General features: G+C 70.2%; 15 protein-coding genes and 1 pseudogene. 3 read left to right on the top strand and 13 right to left on the bottom strand.

The window, feature by feature from the left end; genetic code table 11:
* From IF28_RS0130615 to IF28_RS0130560, 12 genes and pseudogenes are all read right to left on the bottom strand, one after another.
* A pseudogene (locus tag IF28_RS0130615) lies at positions 1-450 on the bottom strand (condensation domain-containing protein); the annotation flags it as partial.
* Positions 451-462: 12 nt separating this feature from the next.
* Positions 463-3,930, bottom strand: coding sequence for a non-ribosomal peptide synthetase (locus tag IF28_RS0130610; RefSeq protein WP_158713729.1), 3,468 nt, complete (start codon positions 3,928-3,930; stop codon positions 463-465).
* 69 nt (positions 3,931-3,999) lie between these two features.
* Positions 4,000-4,209: an MbtH family protein gene (locus IF28_RS0130605; protein ID WP_030227061.1), complete on the bottom strand. Its 210-nt coding sequence runs from the start codon at positions 4,207-4,209 to the stop codon at positions 4,000-4,002.
* 62 nt (positions 4,210-4,271) lie between these two features.
* Positions 4,272-4,613 (bottom strand): phosphopantetheine-binding protein, encoded by a 342-nt coding sequence (locus IF28_RS0130600; RefSeq protein ID WP_078621540.1) that lies wholly within the window; start codon positions 4,611-4,613, stop codon positions 4,272-4,274.
* 166 nt (positions 4,614-4,779) lie between these two features.
* Positions 4,780-6,012, bottom strand: coding sequence for an MFS transporter (locus IF28_RS0130595; protein ID WP_030227055.1), 1,233 nt, complete (start codon positions 6,010-6,012; stop codon positions 4,780-4,782).
* Positions 6,009-6,611 carry a winged helix-turn-helix domain-containing protein gene (locus IF28_RS0130590; RefSeq protein ID WP_063829360.1) on the bottom strand — a complete coding sequence of 201 codons (603 nt, stop codon included), beginning with the start codon at positions 6,609-6,611 and terminating at the stop codon, positions 6,009-6,011. The genes IF28_RS0130595 and IF28_RS0130590 overlap by 4 nt, the downstream gene beginning before the upstream one ends.
* 165 nt (positions 6,612-6,776) lie before the next feature.
* Complete coding sequence (locus tag IF28_RS0130585; protein ID WP_030227048.1) at positions 6,777-7,883, bottom strand: peptidoglycan-binding domain-containing protein; 1,107 nt, start codon at positions 7,881-7,883, stop codon at positions 6,777-6,779.
* Between the two features lie 337 nt (positions 7,884-8,220).
* Complete coding sequence (locus tag IF28_RS0130580) at positions 8,221-9,069, bottom strand: class II fructose-bisphosphate aldolase (protein ID WP_030227045.1); 849 nt, start codon at positions 9,067-9,069, stop codon at positions 8,221-8,223.
* Between the two features lie 55 nt (positions 9,070-9,124).
* Entirely contained in the window at positions 9,125-10,063 is a 939-nt protein-coding gene (locus tag IF28_RS0130575) for a DMT family transporter (protein WP_030227042.1), read from the bottom strand.
* The gene (locus IF28_RS0130570; RefSeq protein ID WP_030227038.1) at positions 10,060-11,052 is read right to left on the bottom strand and encodes an N-acetylglucosamine kinase; all 993 of its coding nucleotides are present in this window, start codon (positions 11,050-11,052) and stop codon (positions 10,060-10,062) included. Before IF28_RS0130570 ends, IF28_RS0130575 begins: the two co-directional genes overlap by 4 nt.
* Positions 11,053-11,101: 49 nt before the next feature.
* Entirely contained in the window at positions 11,102-12,268 is a 1,167-nt protein-coding gene (locus IF28_RS0130565) for an SIS domain-containing protein (RefSeq protein ID WP_030227034.1), read from the bottom strand.
* Between the two features lie 617 nt (positions 12,269-12,885).
* The gene (locus IF28_RS0130560; protein WP_030227022.1) at positions 12,886-13,674 is read right to left on the bottom strand and encodes a GntR family transcriptional regulator; all 789 of its coding nucleotides are present in this window, start codon (positions 13,672-13,674) and stop codon (positions 12,886-12,888) included.
* A 366-nt stretch (positions 13,675-14,040) separates the two neighbouring features.
* Between IF28_RS0130560 and IF28_RS0130555 the strand changes: the two genes are divergently transcribed.
* A complete protein-coding gene (locus tag IF28_RS0130555; protein WP_030227020.1) occupies positions 14,041-16,110 on the top strand; it encodes an alpha-galactosidase in 2,070 nt (689 codons plus the stop codon).
* A 97-nt stretch (positions 16,111-16,207) separates the two neighbouring features.
* Here the strand turns inward: IF28_RS0130555 and IF28_RS0130550 are convergent, their stop codons facing one another.
* Positions 16,208-17,245, bottom strand: a complete 1,038-nt coding sequence (locus IF28_RS0130550) for a saccharopine dehydrogenase family protein (protein WP_030227017.1) — start codon at positions 17,243-17,245, stop codon at positions 16,208-16,210.
* Positions 17,246-17,354: 109 nt separating this feature from the next.
* Between IF28_RS0130550 and IF28_RS0130545 the strand changes: the two genes are divergently transcribed.
* The gene (locus IF28_RS0130545; protein WP_037894354.1) at positions 17,355-18,332 is read left to right on the top strand and encodes a helix-turn-helix domain-containing protein; all 978 of its coding nucleotides are present in this window, start codon (positions 17,355-17,357) and stop codon (positions 18,330-18,332) included.
* Between the two features lie 596 nt (positions 18,333-18,928).
* Positions 18,929-20,665, top strand: coding sequence for a VanW family protein (locus IF28_RS0130540; protein ID WP_030227011.1), 1,737 nt, complete (start codon positions 18,929-18,931; stop codon positions 20,663-20,665).
* The last annotated feature ends 17 nt before the right edge of the window (positions 20,666-20,682 follow it).

The raw sequence follows: 20,682 nt of genomic DNA, 5'->3' as shown, positions 1-20,682 counted from the left end.
CACCCCACCCAGCACACCCCGCCAGAACTCCTCATCCACCCCCGCATCACGCGACCCCAACCACTCCGCGAACCCCCGGTACGACACCGCCTCCGACAGGAGCGACTCACCGCCGCCGTGTGACATCTCCTGATAGAGGGTGAAGAGTTCGTCGAGGACGAGCGAGATGCTCCACCCGTCGACGAGCAGGTGGTGGACCGTCCAGACCAGGCGATGACGGCCGCCGGGAAGCATGACGAGGGCGAGCCGGTGCGCGGGCACGGACGCCGACAGCGCACAACGGTCCATCTCTGTCAGCAAGGCGTCCCGCAGCCGGGACGTGACATCACGCGCCGCCGTCAGGTCCACGACCGCCAGTGGACGGACGAGTTGACGATGGACGACGAGCAGCGGCTGCGGAACGTCGTCGATCACGCACGTGGTGCGCAGGGCGTCGTGCCGGCGCACGACGGTCGTCCACGCCTAGCCGAGGGCTGCCGGATCGAGGTCGTCGGGGGTCTCGAAGGTGAACTGCCTCAGGTATCCCCGGGATTCCGCGTCGTCGAGGGAGTGGAAGAGCATGCCCGACTGGAGGGGGGACAACGGATGGATGTCCTCCACCTCATCGACGGTGATCCGCGGGTCGGCCGCGGACATGCGCCGGAGGAGATCTCCCGTCTGCCGGGGGTCGAGACCGGACCGGGGGAAGGCCCGGCCGACCGGGCCGGAGGCGGCGGGAACCAGGGTCGCCGGACCGCTCTGCGGCTCCGCCCCTGCCGTCACCGCGGCCAGGCCCGCCACCGTGCGATGGCTGAACACATCGTGCGCCGACACCCGGTGTCCCGCCTCGGTCGCCCGCGCGGCGACCCTCATCGCGAGGAGGGAGTCCCCGCCCAGGGCGAAGAAGTCGTCCTCGATGTCGACACGGTCGAGGCCGAGGACGTCACTCCAGATGCCGGCCAGAGTCCTCTCCGCTTCCGTGCGGGGTGCACGGTGACCGCGGTACTCCCCGGCGGAATCCGGGGCCGGCAGCCTCTTCCGGTCGGGCTTCTGGTTCTGGTTGAGGGGAATCTCGTCGAGGACACGGAGACTCGACGGCACCATGTACGGGGGAAGCCGGCGCGCGAGCCAACGCCGTACTTCCGCTTCGTCGAGCGCCGCGCCCCCGTCGGCCACGAGGTACGCGGCCAGGCGCTTCCCGCCGGTGGGGTGGTCCCAGGGGGTCACCACGGCCTGACGGACGTCCCGGTGCTCGACGAGCGCGGCTTCGACCTCCCCGAGTTCGACCCGGTACCCACGGATCTTCACCTGACTGTCCATACGCCCGATGAATTCGAGCTGTCCGTCGGCGCGCCAGCGAACCTGGTCGCCGGTGCGGTACATACGGGTTCCCGGCCCGTCGCCGAACGGGTCGGGGAGGAACTTCCCCGCCGTCAGTCCGGGCTCGTCGAGGTAGCCGCGGGCGAGCCTGTCGCCGCCGACGAACAGTTCGCCCGCGGCGCCGAGCGGCACGGGCTCCATCCGAGGGTCGAGCACGTAGCAGGACGTCCCGGCAACCGGGCGGCCGATGGGCACGGACGACGCGCTCCGATCCCAGGTGTCCGCGTGTGATGCGGTGCTGATGATCGAGTTCTCAGTGGGTCCGTAGACGTTGACCAGGTCGGTGCCGGGCAGTGCGGCCAGCATCCGCCGCGCCTGGCGCACGGGGAGCACATCACCACCGACCAGCACCCTTCGCAGGCCGCGCAGGGCGTCGGCGTGATGGTCGACGACGACTGCGAAATGGGCGGGCGTCAGGCCGGCCACGGTGACGTCCGGCTGGGAGATCCGCTCCGCCAGCCGGCCCAGCGACGTGGCCTCAGGGTCAAGGGTGACCACCCTCCCGCCGGTGAGCAACGCGCTCCAGAGCATGTAGACCGTCGGGTCGAACGCGATCGTCAGGTGCAGCAGGATTCCGTCGTCGGGGCCGTGACGGAGTGATCCGGGACGCAACACGGTGCCGAGGACTCCGCGGTGCGGGACGCCCACTGCCTTGGGTGCCCCGGTCGTCCCCGAGGTGAAGATCACGTAGGCGAGGTCTCCGTCGAGCCCGGCGGGCAGCGGCGCCGGCTCCGCCGCATCCCGCCCGTCCCGTACGAGGTCACCTAGAGCGTGCACCCGCACTCCCGGGTCCCCGGCCGGCACGCTGCCCGCGGCCGTGACGAGATGCCGCGCCCCGGTCGCCGCCAGCATGTGCACGACCCGGTCGCCGGGGAACGTCGGGTCGAGCGGCACATAGTGACCGCCCGCGACAAGGATCCCCGCCATGGCGACCGTGGCCTCGTAGCCGGCGATGCCGAGCAGGCCGACCGCTTCACCGGGGCGGACTCCACAGGCGCGCAGGGCCGCCGCGGCGGCCCGGCTGTCGGACCAGAGCCGGCCGTAGGTGTACTCCTCGGCCCCTTGGACCACCGCGATGCGATCCGGACCCGCCTCGGCCACACGCCGCAGGACGCGGTCGATCCGCTGCCCGACCACCTGTTCGGCGTCGTGCTCCCCGGCTGCGGCCGATTCCGCGTTGAACTGCCGCAACACGAGATCGCGCTGCGGATCCGGAAGCGCCGACAGCACGGAGACGGGGGCTTCAGGTGTCTCGACCAGCCGTTCCAGCACCGTGATCAGATGTCTCAGCATCCGGTCCAGCGCGTCCGCTTCGAAGAGGTCCTTGCGGTACTCCAGGGACAGGGCGATCCCGTCGGCCTCCTCCGTGACGAGGAGGGTGAGTTCGAACTGGGTCAGTTCCTGCGGAAGCCGGAGCCTCTCGGAACGGAGCCCGCCGAGGGACCAGACCTCGCCGGACAGGTCCTCGTACTGGATCGCGACCTGGAAGACAGGAGTTCGGTGCGGCATCCGCTCCGGACGCAGCGCCTCGACGATCTGCGCGAACGAGACGTCCTGCCGGCTCAGAGCCTCGAGCACGGCGGACCGCCCGCGATGGAGCAGGTCGACGCCGGTGGGAGCGCCCGACATGTCGATGGGAAGGGGCACCGTGTTGGCAAGCATGCCCACGGTCTCGTCCAGCTCGGCGGCGACGCGCCCCGCGAGCGTGGTACCGAGGGCGAATCGCTCCTCCCCGCTGTAGCGGCTCAGCACCAGCGAGAAGGCGGCCAGCGCCACCGTGAAGGGCGTGACCCGCTGTGCCACCGCCATCTTCCGCATGCCGGAGACGAGTTCGGTGTCGATGCACGCCGACACCGAGCCGGCGGAGTAGGAAGGAGTCGCGGGCCAGGGCCGGTCCCGTGGCAGGTCCAGTGTCGCGGGCAGCCCTCTGAGCGCCTCCGCCCACGCGTCAACGGCCGGGGCGCGGCTCGGAGCGGAGTCGGCCTGTGTCCGGACGTGTTCCGCGAACCGGGCGGCCTGGACCGCGGGCCGTGGTGGCCGGCCGGTGATCACCTGCTCGTACGCCGCGGCGATGTCACGCGCCACCACTCGTACCGACATCCCGTCAAGCACCAGATGGTGGCCGTTCAACACGAAGAGGTGTTCGGCGTCGGAGAGCCGGAGCAACAGCACCCTGACGAGGGGCCCCGCAGCGGTGTCGAAGGGCCGTGTCAGGTCCTGCCGTGCCATCTCGCCGGCGTGTTCGCGCACGGCGCCGGCCGGGAAACCGGTCAGATCGACCACGCGGAAGGCGCTCTCGGAGGGCCTGGACATCAGCAGGCCCGGTTCCGGATCCGCCCGTACGACGGCGGAGAGAACCGGATGACGGTGCAGAACATCCTCGAAGGCCGAACGCAGGGCCACGACGTCGAGCGGCCCGTAGAGCCATATCGCACGGTTCACGCTGTAGACCGCATTGGTCGGCAGCAGTTGTTCGTGGAGCCATATCCCGTGCTGCGTCGTTGTGAGAGGGAGGAACGAACCGTCGCCCGAACCCGAGCGCCCCTCGGACCGCCCCCTTGCCGAATCCATGCCAGAAGCGCTCATTCCAGCCCTCTCACTCCGGGTTCATCATCAAGGAAATAAGGGATACCGACGCTGTCAGACGTCGGCGGATTCCATACGGACCCGCAAGCTGCGCGGCCGCATGTCGGTCCAGACCGCCTCGATATGCTCGAGGCATTCCTCGCGGCTCCCCGATGTCCCCTCGGCGTGCCAGCCCGCGGGCAGATCCCTGCCCTCGGGCCAGATCGAATACTGCTCTTCGTCGTTGCGTACGACGAGGTAACGGAGGTCTCCGCTGTCCGTCATCGCTTTCTCCCCTGTTCAGTCGTCGTCGATGAGGGAATCGCTTTACTCATCCCCGCACCGCCTCACCAATCACCATGGGACGGGTGGAACTCGCCGGCGACGGAATCCTCTGTGAGCACTCCCCCGCTTTTCGCCGCCAGCACGTCCAGGCGGGCCGCACCCTCCGCGACGGTCGGGTAGTCGTGCACGAACTGGAGCGGAAGATCCACCCCCGTCTGCTCGCTGAGGCGCGAGATGAGGCGGATGACATGGAGCGAGTTTCCTCCGAGTACGAAGAAGTCGTCCTCGACACTCATTGCCGACTGGCCGAGGACGTCCTGCCACATACCGAGGAGAATCTCTTCATGACGGGTGCGCGGCGTCGTACGGCGCGCACCCGCGGCATCTTCGACCGATTCTGTCATTGCCTCTCCTCGCTGTGGGTTTCACCCATCTGAGCAAGAGGAAGCTAGGCACGGTCCCTATCGCCGCGCTTTCGGCAACCTATTCGCATCCCGTCGGCCCCCCTGCCGGCAGGTGTCCCGGATGACTCTCCACCCCTGGTGTCGGCGTGCCCCGACACCACCGGTGTCACCCCGGGAGGTCGGCCCTGGCCGACGTGGCGGGAACAGCCGGCTGAGCAAGTCGCCGCGCAATCCAGAGTTGGCCGCCGACGCAGGCCATCGCCACCCCGGTCACCGCGAAGAGGAGCCGGTAGTCCACCACGCCCACGAGAACGGCACCCGCACCGATCGCCAGGGCCTGAGGGCCACTCACGAGCGCGTCCAGTGCGGTCGCCGCGCGGCCGAGCAGGTGGGCCGGGGTGCGTCGTTGCAGAAGCGTGTTCGTACCGACCATGGAAACCGGAAGCCCCATTCCGATCAGCACGGAGGCAGGGAGCGCAAGCCAGAGCGTCGGCTGGACCAGTGCGAGGCTCCCCAGCGCGAACAACGCGATACCGATGCCTACGGCGCCGACCTCGCCGAACCGCCGTACTATGCGCGCCGAGGCGACTCCGCCTGCCACTCCCCCGACGCCTTGCGCCGAGACCAGCACTCCGAGGAAGGCCGCGTCCCTGCCGAGGCCCTGATCGACGTACGCGAAGTACAGACTCTCCCCCACGCCAAGACCGATCATGCTCAGTGCCGAACAGACGGCCACCTTCCGCAGCACCGGATCGCGCACCAAGTGCCTGAACCCGGCGCTGACTTCACTCGACCAGGTCAGACGGCCGGAGGTCTCCGGAGTCCGGACCACCTGTTGACCGGCACCCAGGAACATCCCGACGACGCCGGCCACCAGGAAACACACGGCGCACACCGCGGACAGCTTCGCGCCTCCCAGGAGGCTGAACAGCCCGGCCCCGATCAAGGGCCCCAGGAGCCGCAGCGCCTGCTTGACCGTCTGCAGGGCGCTGTTGGCTTCGGGGAGCAGATCCGCCGGCACCAGCTCGGGCACCAGGGCGCTGACCGTCGCGCCGAGCACGATGTACGAGAGGCCGTAGCCGACAGCCACCGTGTACACGATCCACAGATCGGATTCCTGACGGACCGCAAGCAACGGAAGGAGTAAGCCGGCGGTGATCAGATTCAGCGCGACGAAGATCACCCGGCGTGGAATCCGGTCCACGACCCAACCGGCCAGCGGAGCAACGAGCATGGGGGCGCTCAACGCGAGGAAGGTGGCGCCTGCCAGCCCGTCCGAGCCGGTCAGGTCCTTCACCCAGACCCCCAGGGCAAGGACGAGAACCGACTCGGCCAGCATGCTCACGGTGAGCGCGACGAAGATCGTCCAAAAGCCGCGTCTGCCCAGCAGGCTCTTCACGTCCGCTCCTCCGTTTCGTCTCCGGGTTCCGATGTCGCGGCCGGGATTCCCCACCCCATGAGCCGGACGGGCCGAGATCCGGCCGGGCGGGCCGAAGTCTCCTCGATGCGCCTCAGATAGGGCGCGAACAGCTCGGACAGGCTGGTCCGCAGATCGTCCAACTCCTCGGGCGTGCACCAGCCCACGGCCTGATTGAAGAAGCCGGCGTCACGCCACTCGGGCGTCTCCTGCCGTCGAGTCATCAGCCATTCGCGCAGGGCGCGATACTCGAGATCGATCAGCACCTGCGATGCGGCGTCCCCGGCCCTCGCCAGTTCGGGACTCTCTTCGCCGACCCCCCACCGATGGGCGTCGACGACCATGCGCCATGGCCGCTGCCGGCCGCTGCCGCCGCCCGCCTCGGTGATGAAGCCGTACTTGTTCAACTGCCGCAGGTGCCAGGAGCAGTTCGCGGGACTCTCGCCGACATGATGTGCGACGTCGGTCGCCGTCAGCGGTCCGTGCAGGGCCAGGGCCTCGAGGATCCGTAGGCGGAGGGGATGCGCGATGGCCATCAGGGCGCGCGGATCAGCAATGACGCGGGACGGTTGTTCGGACATGGAGTCACTCTAGCCATAGAAAGCATTCTTTCGAAAGAGTCATTTCCATGTGCTGCGAGCGACGGCCGGCCGGGCGGTGAAGTCCGTCACTGCCCGATGCACAGACGTGACGGCTCCTCCCCCGCCGTGGGTGCGATGGGGAAGGAGCCGTCAGGGCCGGTGGGGTCAGCGGCTGCCGAGCAGGGTGCGCCACGTCTGCGGGCCCACGACGCCGTCGGCCTGCAAGCCGTGCTTCTTCTGGAAGGCGACCACCGCCGACTTCGTATGCGCGCCGAACGCACCGTCCACCTTGAGACCGTAGCCGTAGACGTTCAGCTGTGTCTGGGCCGCCTTCACCGCCGGGCCGGACGCGCCGTACTGCACGGTCTTGATCAGCTTGGACCAGGTGTTCTTGCCGACGACGCCGTCGGCGGTCAGGGACTGTGCGTTCTGGAACCGGATCACCGCGGAGCGGGTCTTCGGACCGAAGACACCGTCGGCGTCGAGTGTGTAACCCCGCGAGACCAGCAGCTGTTGGGCGGACCGCACGTCTGCGCCCTGGGAGCCGCTCTTGAGGGTCGGCCAGGAGACACTCGGGGCCGGCGGCTGCGTGCCGCCACCACCGCCACCGCCGCCACCCAGCTTGACCGGGCGGAAGGGGTCGTAATTGTCGTTGCCGATCCCGTACTTCAGCTGCCGGTGGGTCGTGCCGTACGTGCCGCGCTGTTCGTACGCCCAGTAGGCGCTGTGCGACGCGTTGGCCCACTTCTCGAAGATCACCACGTGTCGGAAGTCGCCGTCATCAGTTCGGTAGTCGATCAGCAGGTCGCCCTTCTTGAGCTGACTCACGCTGCTGAGACGCTTGGTGACGCCGTTTCGGGAATCGGCGAGACCGACGGTGTTCAGACCCGGCTTCCCCAGTCCCAGCGTCATGGAGACGTAGCCGGAGCAGTCCTGGCGGTAGCCGTCCTTCCAGACACGTTCCATGCTGTAGGGAACCGGCTTTCCGCTGTTGGCCGTGAGCCAGGTACGCGCCCGGTTGATCATCGTGTCGGGCGAGAGCGAGGCCGTGGCCATGGTCGTCAGCTCGTTGGGCTGGGCGACCAGCTCGCTGTCGGCCTCGGGTTCGGGCCCGTAGGCGGCGTCCTTCTGCGCGGCGACCGTCACCGGCTCCGGGGAGTCGTTGTCGGCGAGCGACGGTACTACGGCGATCGCGGCAGCCGCGACACCGCCGGCGGTGAGACCGATGAGAGTGAGCTGCGCGCGGCGTGTGAGCCGAGTGCGAAGAGACATGGTTCCCCGTATTCGTCCTGGTGTGAGTCGTCGACCCGAATGGGTCGAACAGCGCCTGGAGTGTCGGTGGTTCACCGGTGGCGCCGGTGTTTCCCGACGGGCATCACGATGGCAGGAACGGGGGTCCGGGCCCAGCGATGTGGGAAAGCGGCATCAGTCAGTGACGTGACCCGGACAATATGCGATCGCGTCGGGCGACACTCCCGCCGCGGTGGGGTCGACGAGCGAAGCGCGCCCTGCCCGGTGCGTCGAGCCGCGCCGTCCAGGTGTCCACCGTCCTGTCCGCACAACCCCTGGTGATCACGCGCAGGCCGTCTCCGCCGCGGACGGGCGGTGTTCAGCCGCTCACCACCCCGAGCAGGGTGCGTACCGTCTCCGCCATCGTCTCCCTGCCCCGGGCGACGTAGGGGCGGGGGTCGGTGAGGTCGGGCCGAGCCGTCAGCGTCTCGCGGACCGCGCGGGTGAAGGCGATGTTGAGGGCGGTGCCGACGTTGACCTTCACGATGCCCTCATGGACGGCTCGGCGCAGTTCGTCGTCGCCGACGCCCGACGAACCGTGCAGCACCAGGGGCACGCGCACGGCGTCCCGCAGTCGTTCGATCAGCGCGTGGTCCAGGGACGCGGAGCGTTCGGTCATCGCGTGGCTGCTGCCGACGGCGACGGCCAGGGCGTCCACGCCGGTGTCCGCGACATAGCGTGCCGCTTCCCGCGGGTCGGTGCGCACCCCGGCGGCATGGGCGCTCGCGGGGGCGTCCGGCTTGCCGCCCACATAGCCGAGTTCGGCCTCCAGCCACAGGCCCGCGCCGTGAGCCCACCGCACCGCGGCGCTGGTGGCGGCGAGGTTCTCGGCGTAGGGCAGCGCCCCGGCGTCGAACATCGCGGAGGAGAACCCGGCGTCGGCTGCCGTGTGCAGCAGCCGTATGTCCGTCACATGGTCCAGGTGAAGCGCGACGTCGACGGCACAGGCCGTGCCGACCTCGGCCGCGGCCCGTGCGATCGGCCCGACTCGGCCGCCGTGGAACCGCACGGCGTTCTCGCTGATCTGCAGGATCACCGAACGTTCCGCGGCCTCCGCTCCCGCGGTGATCGCCTCGGCGTGTTCCAGCGTGATCACGTTGAACGCCGCCACGGCCCGGCCGGCAGCGGCGGCCTTCTCGACGAGTTCGCGCGTGGGAACCAGGGACATGGGGGTGTTCCCCTCGCTTTCCTGTTGCTTCGACGGTCGGTTCGGGTGCTCGGGGCTACCGCATGGCGGGACTCACGTCACCGTCGGCCGCACCCGGTGCCACGGAGCTCTCGCCGCTCTTCTCGTCGCTGTAGACCATCAGGGTCGAGCCCGCGAGGGCGAGCACGATGCCGATGCCGGCCCACACGCTGGGCAGCGTCTGATAGACCGCCAGGGACAGCACGATGGTCAGAACCGGGGCCAGTGCGTTGGTGACGGGGGCGACCACCGTGGCCTTGCCCCGGCTGAACGCCATGACCAGGAACAGGGCGCCGACCGCGTTGAGGACCTGGGTGACGGCGGTGAGTGCCGGCGCCTGCCAGGGGGCACCGGACGGGAAGCCGCCCATGACCGCGACCGCCACCGGTACCAGCAGCAGTCCGCTGATGGTCATCCACCCGAAGGTTGTCGCGTCGTTGACCCCGACGAGTGCGGCCTTGCGCATGCAGAACGCCTGTACACCCCAGGCGACGCAGATCAGGACGGCCAGCGGCAGCCACGGGCCGTGCGCGTCGGAGTCGCCCCCGCCGCTGGGAATGCTGAGCAGCACGATCGATGTCAGTGCCGCCACCACGCCCACGACAGCGAGGCGGGTGATGCGCTCGCGCAGCAGGACCGTCGCCATGAGGACGGTGATCACCGGGGAGAGTGACACCAGAGGGAAGATCAGGTACGCCGGGCCGTCGGCGAGCGCCTGGAACAGCAGCAACTGTCCGCCGGCGCCGGTCAGTCCCGCGATCAGCCCGTACATCGCGGCGATCGGCCGGCGGTCGAACTTGTTGCCGCGCATCGCGAAGTACGCGGGGATGAGCATCGTGAAGGCCCAGATGACGTAGATCATCTCGTTGGGGTAGCCGTACCTGCTGTTCGGCTCGCTGGAGAAGGCGCCCCATACACCCCAGAACAGGACCAGCAGCGATGCGTACAGGATCCAGCTTCTCGTACCGTTGTTCATCGGTCGTCCTCTCCTGAGGCGGGGGATCCGAAGGCCGTGCGCAGCGCGTCGAGCGCGGGCCGGTCGAGCGGGGTTCCGGCGAGTTTCGCCGCGTACAGGGCAGCTCCTACGACAGGCTCGTACAGGGGACGTCGCAGGTCGTAGCCGGCGAAACCGCTCTTCAGTGCGGTGGTGAACGCCTCCAGCACCATGGCGGCGCCGAAGGTGCCACCGGAGTAGGAGACCGGGACGGCCTCGTCCGGGCCGAACTCCAGCCGCTCGCGGGTGACGTCGACGAGCAGGGCGAGTTCCCGGCCGGCGTCGGCGAGGATCGCCGCGCAGACCTCGTCGCCGAGAGCCGCCGCCTCGGTCACCGAGCGGCTGAGTGCGGCGATCCGGCCCCGGTCGCCCTGCCAACGGTTGTGGACGACGTCGATCAGGTCGAGGCCGGACGCGAGATCGAGGTGGCGCCGGAGCACCTCGGCCAGCGGGCCCTCGGGGAGCCGTCCGTCGCTCATCCGCGAGAAGGCGTTGAGGCCTCGGACCGCGATCCAGTGCGCCGATCCCTCGTCGCCGAACATCTCGCTCCAGCCGCCGACGCGTACACCCCGGCCCGACCGCTCGCCGTAGGTCATCGAGCCGGTGCCGCTGATGACGTTGATGCCGTCGACCGCGCCGAGCGAGCCCGCCCAGCCGCAGACCATGTCGTTGTCGCACGCGTAGCGGTCGTGCCCGAGCACCGCTCGCGGTGCGGCGTTCAGCGTGGGCAGATCGTGAGCCGCCTCCCCGTGACCGGGCAGGCCGAAGAAGGCGTACTCGATGTCGGCCGGGGGCAGTTCGGCCGCCGCGCAGACGGCGTCGACGCCTTCCTTCAGCACCCGTCCGACGAGCCCGATGCCGTGGGAGAAGTAGTACGAACTTGCCGCCTGCGCTCGCGCCACCATCCGTCCGGACCGGTCGACCAGGCAGAACGCGGTCTTCGTACCGCCGCCGTCGACACCCAGGAACATCGTCGTACCTCCGTCCGGCGCCCTCGATCCGCGCCCTCGATGCCTTCGATCAGTTCTGCAGGGAGTGCAGGGTCACGCCCCGCACCACGCGGTTGACCTCGCCCGAGGGGAACGGGTTGTCGGGCCGCAGGCCCTGGCGCAGGGAGGCGCGCAGCGCGATGAGCTGGGCGTACACCACGGCCGGCAGTGCCAGGGCGACATCCTCGACGTCGTGGAGGCCGGGCAGCGGCCAGCCGTCGGCGGCTCCGCTCTCCGTTCCCGTGCCGGAGCCGTCCGCGGAAACCGTGACGACACTGCCGGCGGGAAGATCTCCGCGCAGTTCCGCGACGATGTCCTGGTCGTAGCGGCGGGTGTACGTATCGTTCGACAGGTACACGATGACGACGGAGCGTTCGTCGAGCACCGCCTTGGGGCCGTGCCGGAAGCCCAGCGAGGACTCCCCGACGGCCGTGAGCGTCCCGCCGGTGAGCTCGAGCACCTTCAGCGCCGACTCCTCGGCGAGACCCTTCAGCGGGCCGCTGCCGAGGAAGACGATGCGCCCGGGATCCCGGTCCACCAGGGGGCCGACGGTGCGGTCGACGGCGCCGGCCTCGATGACCGACTCGGCTGCCCGGGCCAGGCGTTCGGCGACCCCGTCGTACGCGTCGCCGCCCAGGGCCAGCAGCGCCGCGAGCGTCATGCACGTGAAGCTCGACGTCATGGCGAAGCCGCGGTCGTTGGACGCGGCCGGCATCAGCAGCACATGGGACCGAGGCCGCTCGCCGTGGTCGCGCGCCAGCCGGCCCCGCTCGTTGCAGGTGATCACGAGGTGATGCACCTCGGAGAGGACCTGGTCGGCCAGGGCGGTGGCGGCCACGGACTCCGGACTGTCACCCGACCTCGCGAAGGACACCAGCAGTGTCGGCAGGTCCTCGGCGAGGCAACCGCGCGGGTCGGCGACGAGGTCCGTGGTGGGGACCGCGTCGACGCGCCGCCCCAGGCGCCGGGTCAGGGCCGGCTGGAGCACCTGTCCCGCGAACGCGGATGTGCCGGCACCCGTGAGCACCACGCGCAGGTCGCCGCGTGCCATGAGCGGACGCAGGAACGCGTCCAGCGATGCCCGGGAGGCCGTGACGGCCCGGTCGACCTCCCTCCACAGGGCCGGCTGCTGGGCGATCTCACGGACGGTGTGGGCAGCGCCGTCGCCGACGGACAGCGCGCCGGGGAGCGTGGTCACACGTGCTCCTTCTGGTTCGGATGGAGAGCGCGGCCGTGGTCGCGCGGTGCGTCGCAGAGGTGGTTTCCGCCGAGAACCACGCGGTCCGGTGGCAGACCACATGCGACCGTGATGGCGCACTGCGGCCGTCCGGCCTGTCGGCGTCGGAGCACCTCGTCCAACGGGCTGTGCATCGCCCACCCCTTGCCGCATGTGCGTTTCGAGCACCATCACCTCGATGGGCCGGAGTTCGAGTGGGACAGTAGTGGTCCTATGCGGAGTGGTCAATAGGCCCTACTGGTATGCTTCTGGTCTTTGACGGCCGACGCTACGGTTCCTCGCCGGCCGGGCGGCCGTCCTCGAGCGCAGTGGGCTGTGGCCGGCACAAGCGGCCCGTCCCGCCGGAAGCCGACGTCATCGAGGGGTCGCTGCGCGCGGCTTCGCGCGGCGCCGAACCGGCGCGGAGTCCTCGGTCCGCGGACCGCTCGTCGGCAGTCTCTGCGGCTGTTGCGCGCGGGCAGCGCGCTTCATCGACGCCGGCGCCCTGCTTCGCGTACGCGAGCACGAGATGGCACCGGCCCCGCTGCGCGCGGATGCCGGCGGCAGCGGGGCCGGTGCGAAGGCCCTGCGGTGATCAGTCAGCCCTGGTTGGTGATGGAGGCCCGGAATCGGTAGCGATCCCCTCGGTAGACCTGGACGGTCAGTTCGATCGGGCGGGCGTCCTGGTTGGACGTCAACTGGGTCGCGACGAGCATCGGCATGGTGTCGCCGATCTCGAACAACTCGATCTCCCGCGCCGTCGGGTGGCGGGCCTCGACGGAGTAGTCGGCGACGCGAGGCAGTTGCGGCGGGTCCGCGGCACGCAGGGTGGCGTACAGCGAGGCACTGCTGAAGTCGGTGTCGGCCAGGGCCGGGCAGGCCGCCAACGGGAGCCGGTTGTGCTCGAGCACCACCAGCAGGCCGTCGAGGAAGCGCAGCCGGTGGAGGTCGAAGAGGTCGGCGCCCGGGGCGATCCGGAGCTCTTCGGCCTCGGACACCGTGGCCGGGCGAACGGTGGCGGAGAGCACCTTGCCGGCCGTCGTCAGGCCGTTGGCCTGGGCGTAGTCGGCGAAACCCTGGACCTGGGGGGCCGTCGAGGTGGACGCCGCCGCGGCATCGGGGAACAGGCCGGGCTCGGCGACGAACCACCCGCGCGACGAAGACGGCCGCACGATGCCTCGCGACTCCAACTGGGCGAGGGCGGCTCGCAGTGTCACGCGCGAGACTTCGTACCGAGTGGTCAGCGCGCGCTCGGAGGGCAGCCGGTCACCGGGGCGGGCAGCGGCCGCGCGCAGGTCCTCGAGCAGCCGCGCGGCTGTGCGCTCGTACAGCGGGAGGACGTCGTCGGCGAACAGGCCCCTGGGCATCGGCGTTCTCGCATCGGTCATACCAGAAGCATACCGGTTTCCTCACCAGTCCCGCCGTTGAACCATTGACATGCCACTCGCATACCACCTACGTTCTCACAGCATGCCACTCGGGATACCATCCCGCTGCCACCGTCGACGTCGATGTCGAGTCATGACGACCCTCGGTGAGCGCTCCGACACGTGGTGGGGCTCTCAGCGATCCCGTGTGCGCCACCGCGGCTCAGCCCGGTGTCCGACCGCAGACCAATCAGAGACCGGATGTCGCACTTCCGCTGCACGCGGACGGCCCGCCCGGTCGCGAGCACGCCGACGCACGTCGTCCACCCGTCCAGCTGACGCACGGCGAGCCCGAAGCCGCCTGACATTGCCGAAAGAGAGCTCGACATGACGGATATGAACCGGCGAAGCGTACTGAAGGTGGCGCTGGGGGGTGCCGGCCTGGCCGCCTTCCCCGCCGTGGCCGGCGACGCCACAGCCGCGGCCGCCGCTCCGAACCGTGATCCCGATGTCGTCGGGGTCGGCGACACGTCCATCACCTTGGAGTTCGACGACCGACTGCGCAGCCGGGTGGCGTTGGAAGGCGTCGACGTGACGCGCTTCGACGCCGGCGAGGCCCTTCTCCTGAGCGACACGACGATCGACGAGTTCGCCTACCGCAGGCACAAGGTCCGCAGGACCAGGCATGCCCTGCACGGCGCAGGCGTCCAGGTGACCGTCTGGGGCGAATCCCTGACCGGCGTACGGAAGACGCTGGAGCTGACCTCCTTCCGGCGTCTGACCGGGATGATCGTCATGAAGGTGACCTACACCAACGCGTCCGGCGCCGACCTGGCCGTCACCGGGTGGCGCAGCGGAGCCCACGTACTCCTGGAGAGCCCCCGCGGCTTCTACACCTTCTCGGGCACGACGCATGAGGACCGCCGCGACTGGGTGCGGCCGATGACCGAGGGGTTCCGCCAGGAGAACTCGCTCGGGATGGACGCCTCCGACTACGGCGGCGGCACCCCGTTGGTATCCGTGTGGCGCCCGGGCGCCGGCCTCTCCGTCGGGCCCGTCGAACCCGTGGCCAGGATGCTGCGCCTGCCGGTTCGCAGAACGGCGGACGGAGCGAGCCTGGCCGTCGAGGGCGACACCCCTGTGATCTTGAAGCCCGGCCGCCATCTCACGACGGACACCACGTTCCTGACAGCTCTCCCGGGTGACCACTTCGTGCCGCTCCAGCGTTATCGCGACTACATGAGTGACGTAGGCCAGCGCGCGCCCAGAACGCTCGGGCCCGCCGTGGAGCCCGTCTGGTGCGCCTGGGGTTACGAGCGCGACTTCACCGTCGAGCAGGTCATCGGCACCCTCCCCAAGGTGCGTGAGGTCGGCCTCAAGTGGGCTGTGCTCGACGACGGTTGGCAGACCAACGAGGGTGACTGGGACCTCAACCCGCAGAAGTTCCCGCGGGGCGAATCGGACATGCGCGCCTTCACGGGGCAGATCCGGGACGCCGGCCTGCGGCCGCGTCTGTGGTGGGCACCCCTGGCAGCGGACCCTGAGAGCAACCTCTACCGGGACCACCCCGACATGCTGCTGCTGGACCGCGACGGCAACAAGCAGCGAGTGAGCTGGTGGGACGCCTGGACACTGTGCCCGGCGTACCGGCCGACCGTGGACTACTTCGTCGCCCAGGTAAGGAAGTTCATCGGCGACTGGGGCTACGAGGGACTCAAGATCGACGGCCAGCACCTCAACGCGGTCGCCCCCTGTCACAACCCGGCACACGGGCACGCCCGCCCCGAGGAATCGACCGAGGGGCTGGCCCTGTTCTGGAAGGCGGTGCACGAGGCCGCGCACGACGTGAACCGCGACGCGGTCGTCGAGCTGTGCCCCTGCGGCACCGCCTTCGCCTTCCACAACCTGCCCTACACCGACCAGTATCCAAGCTCGGACCCGCTGTCGTCCTACCAGGTCCGGACTAAGGGCAAGACGATGAAGGCGCTGATGGGCGAGGGCGGCAGTTACGCCGGCGACCATGTCGAACTGAGCGACAACGGCGACGACTTCGCCTCCAGCTACGGTGTGGGAGCCGTCCTGTCGACCAAGTTCACCTACCCGGCGGGCCCGGACGACGGCATCGTACTCACGCCGGAGAGAGAGATCCTCTGGCGCCGGTGGGTGAACCTGTACGAGGAGAACATGCTGCCCACCGGCGAGTACCGGGGCGATCTGTACGACATCGGTTTCGACAAGCCCGAGGCGCATGTCGTGGCCAAGGGGGCGGCCCTGCACTTCGCGTTCTACGCCCCTCGATGGGACGGGACGGTCGAGTTGCGGGGTCTGGAGCGGAGCAGATACCGCTTGACCGACCCGTTCAGCGGCGCCTCGCTCGGAACCGTCGATGCCCGTCGCAACACCGTGAAGCTGGCCTTCACGGGGTTCCAGCTCATCGTGGCCGATCCCATCGGCTGACGGGATCGGTACACCCGCTGTCAGCGGCCGCCAGGGCCACAACCTCCAACTGCGCGTCTGCCCGGCGGCCCGACGATGCCGAAGGGTGTGGTGGCGGCTACGGGCGCGCCTCGTACACCTCCAGGTCGATGTGCGGGGACAGTGCGCGCAGGAAGTCGGGAGCGTCGAAGATCTCGCCGGCGGACGCGACTCCGGTCGTCCTGGTCCGCCCCGTGAGGATCCGGTCGAGCGCCTCGACCGCGAGCGGCGCGGTGACGGCGTAGATGTCCCTGCCCCTCGCTGCGGCACGCCGTTCACCGGAGCCGGTGCGGACGAGAGCGTCGACGAGGAAGGTCTGCCCGGAGCGTCCGCGCTCGTCGGCCGCGGACGGTGCCGGGGTGTCCGGGGCCGCGATGTCCCGCGCCGCCTCGACCGTCATGTACGTCCGCACTTCGGGGATGGACAGGTGGCTGGGGACGGTGACGACGTCGGTCATCGTGAACTCCCCGATGACGGTCCGGGGCCCCATGGGGGCGGGGAAGGGCCATTCCAGGGTGGGCAGGTCGTCCCGGTGGTACTCCAGCCGTCCGTTCCGGTAGCGGACGCTGCGGCCGTCCCGCCGCTCCCGGGAGACCACCCCCGCGGTGCGTGTCCCGGCCGTGGGGTGCCAACCGCTCAGCCCGTAGGCGACGTGCGCCTCGTCGGCGGCCGTCCAGTCGCCCATCGCCGTGGTGATCAGCAGGTCACCGAGGCCTCCGTAGAAGGCCATCGCGGGAACGACCACCGCTCCGGCCGCCCGGGCCCGGTCGGCGAAGTGCGCGAAGGTGTCGGCGTTGGCCTCGATCTCGGCGGCCACGTCCACATAGGGGATGCCCGCTCGCAAGGCCGCCTCGATCACCGGCGCGGCCGTCGTGGCGAAGGGACCGGCGCAGTTGATCACCGCCGCCGCGCCGGCCAGCGCCCGGTCGAGCGAGGCCGAGTCGTCGACCGACGCCGGGCGGGCGTGCAGCCGGGTCCCGTACGCCAGTTCCTTCAGCTTGTCGGTGTCGCGGCCGGAGAGCACCGGGACGAACCCGCGCCGCCGCAGCTCGCGCACCACGAACCGCCCGGTGTGTCCGTACGCGCCGTACACCGCGACCTTGGTCCCCGTCGTCATGGATGCTTCCCTCGCTCGAATGATCCGTTCGGCTTCGTCGTGACCATCCTCGCGGGGGGATCGGGCTCGCACGAGTGTCGGGAACGACATGACCCGTACACTTTCCGACATGGACACTGTCGCCCTGGCCGTCACCGACGGGATGCTCCCTTTCGAACTGTCCCTGGCGCACGAGGTCTTCGGCTCCGCTCCGGACGGCGTGACGGGTCCTTGGTACCGCCTCCTCGTCTGCGGGCCCGGCCCGGTGCGGACCGGCCGCTTCCTGATCGAGCCCGATCGCGGACTCGACTGGCTCCCCCGGGCCGACACCGTGATCGTCCCCGGCTGGGCCGATCTCGACGAGGCCCCGCCGGCCGACCTCGTCGAGGCGGTGCGAGCCGCACACGCGGCGGGCGCTCGCGTGGCGTCCCTGTGCACGGGCGCCTTCGTACTGGCCGCCGCCGGCCTGCTGGACGGTCTGCGTGCGACCACGCACTGGGCGCACACCCGGACGCTGGCGGACCGTCATCCCGAGGTCGATGTGGACCCGGACGTCCTCTACGTGGACAACGGCAGCGTGCTCTCCTCCGCGGGCAAGGCCGCCGCCATGGACCTGTGCCTGCACCTCGTCCGCCTCGACCGGGGCTCGGCGACCGCCAACGCGGTCGCCCGCCGCCTGGTCGTGCCGCCCCACCGGGACGGCGGGCAGGCGCAGTTCATCACCGCGCCGATGCCCGCCCCGGATCACCACCCCCTCGCCGAGCTGCTCCCCTGGGTACTGGAACGGCTCGACCAGCCGCTGACCGTGGAGGACCTGGCCCGCCGGGCGCGGATGAGCTCACGCCACCTCGGCCGCCACTTCAGGTCGGCGACCGGTACCACCCCGCTGCGGTGGCTGCTGATCCAACGGATCCGGCGCGCCCAGGAGTTGCTGGAGACCACGGACGACAGCGTGGACGCCGTCGCGGCGGCCACCGGCATGGGTACCGCCACGACGCTGCGCCGGCACTTCAACCGCACGGTCGGTCTCCCTCCGGACACCTACCGCCGCACATTCCGTGCGCGTGAACCCCTCGTCGGGGACGGTGGCCGGCACCACGGCCCCTGACCGGCTCCGGCAGCGAGGCCGGGTGGCCTCGGCCAAGCCGATGTCGGCCGGTCGGCGGACGTCCGCCGACTAACGGTCCCGGACCCGCGGCTTGAGTCTCCCCGCGAGGGAGGGTGCAGGCTCGGCGTCATGAGCGGCACTGATCTCGAAGGGCGCACCGCCGTGGTGGCGGGCGTGAGCCAGGGAGCCGGGCTGGCGACGGCACGCCGGCTCGGCAGCGGGGGGCGCGCGTCGTCGGCATCGCCCGTACGCCGCCGGAGGCCGCGGACCCCCTCCTCGTCCGGGCCGATCTCAGCACCCGCAGCGGTCTGCGCTCCGGCGACCTCGTCGAGGAGGTCTGTTACGCCGGGCCGCGCGACACCGGCCAGTCCGACCGCTGGCGCACGCTCGTGGTGGCTGGTCGATCCGGAGGGCGGCGGAGCACCGGGATGAGAGGCCGGGCACTCCTGCACTCGCCGCTCGGACCGGTGATCCAAAAGGCCCGATGTGACCTTCGATATACCTTTTGACGTCCGGTTGTGGGTAGCCTGGCGCACTGTCCTCACTCACCTTGCCGCGATGTCGGGCGCACGTTTCACCGTTCGTCCAGGAGACCCATGCGCCCCCGAATACCCTTCGTCCCCCGCACAGCCGCTCTTTCGCCCGTCGCCCTGGCCGGCGGTGCGCTGGCCGTCGGCGTCGGCGGTCTGTACCTCGCCGGGCTGCTGCTCGCCGGCGGTGAGATCGAGGCGGGTACCACGGTGCGCGGCGTGGCCATCGGGGGTCTGACCCGTGAGGAAGCGGCCCGGAAGCTGGAGCGGCACCTGGTGGCGGCCGGTCCGCGGGAGCTGGCGGTGCGGCTGGGCGACCGCGAGAGCACGGTCGACCCGCGGCGTGCGGGACTCGCCTTCGACATCGGGGAGACCCTCGACCGGGCGGTGTCCACGGGCGCCGATCCGGTGAGCGTGATCGGCGGACTGTTCCGGTCGGGCGGTGAGATCGAACCGGTCGTGCGGGTCGACGGGAGCAAGGCCCGTGCCGCTCTCGGAAAGCTGGCGAAGAGCCTCGACCAGGAGGCCCGGAACGGCTCCGTGTCCTTCACCGGCGGGCATGTCGAGCAGACCGTCCCGCGTACCGGGTACGCGCTGGACGTGGACGCCTCGATCGACGCCCTGCGCGCCCCATTCCTGCGCGGCTCGGCCGGCTCGGTCACGGAGCTGCCCTCACATGAGACCCGGCCCAAGGTCACGGCCGAAGAGGTGCGGCGGGCGGTGCGCGAGTTCGCGCAGCCGGCGATGTCCGCACCGGTCACGCTCACCGCGGGCGGCAAGCGGTTCACGCTCCCCCCGACCGTTCTGGACGACTACCTGACGATGCGGCCGGACGACACCGGCAGGCTCACCCCGGAGCTCGACACCAAGGGGCTGCGTGCCGCCCCCGCGGTGACCGGCGCGCTGAACGATCTCCCCACCACGCCGCGGAACGCCCGGCTGGGGCTCGAGGGCGGCAAGGTGGCGGTGACCGCGGACGCCGTATCCGCCGTGGAGGTCACCGACAAGGCTCTCGGCAAGGCCGTACTCCCCCTGCTGACCGAATCGGGCGCCGCCCGCACCGGCGAGGTGGACGCGCGGCGGACCCAGCCCGAGCTCACCCGTGAGAACGCGGCGCGGCTGGGGCTGACCGAGAAGCTGTCGTCCTTCACCGTCGACTTCGAACCGGCCGCCTACCGCACGACGAACGTCGGCCGGGCGGTGGAACTGATCAACGGCTCCCTCGTCATGCCGGACGAGACCTGGAGCTTCAACCGCACCGTCGGCGAACGCACCAAGGCCAACGGCTTCGTCGACGGCATCATGATCTACGACGACCAGTACACCAAGGCGCCCGGCGGAGGTGTCTCCGCGGTGGCCACGACCGTCTTCAACGCGATGTTCTTCGCGGGCGTGAAACCCGTCGAGTACGGCGCCCACTCCTTCTACATCGAACGCTACCCCGAGGGCCGTGAGGCGACGGTCGCCTGGGGCAGCCTGGATCTGAGGTTCGCCAACGACTCGGGCAAGGCCGTCTACATCCAGGCCGAGTCCACCGACACCTCGGTGACCATCACGTTCCTCGGCACGAAGAAGTACGACGAGATCACCTCGGTCAAGGGGCCGCGCACCGGCATACGGCAGCCGGAGACGAAGGTGAGCGGCGACGGGCAGTGCGTACCGCAGACCCCGCTGGAGGGCTTCGACGTCACCGTGGAGCGGGTGTTCCGCACCGACGGCCGGGAGGTGAGGCGGGAGCCGTTCCATACGCGCTACACCCCGCGCAACGAGATCATCTGCGAAGAGACGGCGCGCGAGCACTGAGCGCGAACCCGGGGCCG

Source organism: Streptomyces sp. NRRL WC-3626 (genome assembly GCF_000718785.1).
Lineage (GTDB): Bacteria > Actinomycetota > Actinomycetes > Streptomycetales > Streptomycetaceae > Streptomyces > Streptomyces edwardsiae.
The sequence above is the reverse complement of the archived record's forward strand: the minus strand, read 5'-3'. Positions and strand labels throughout refer to the sequence as shown.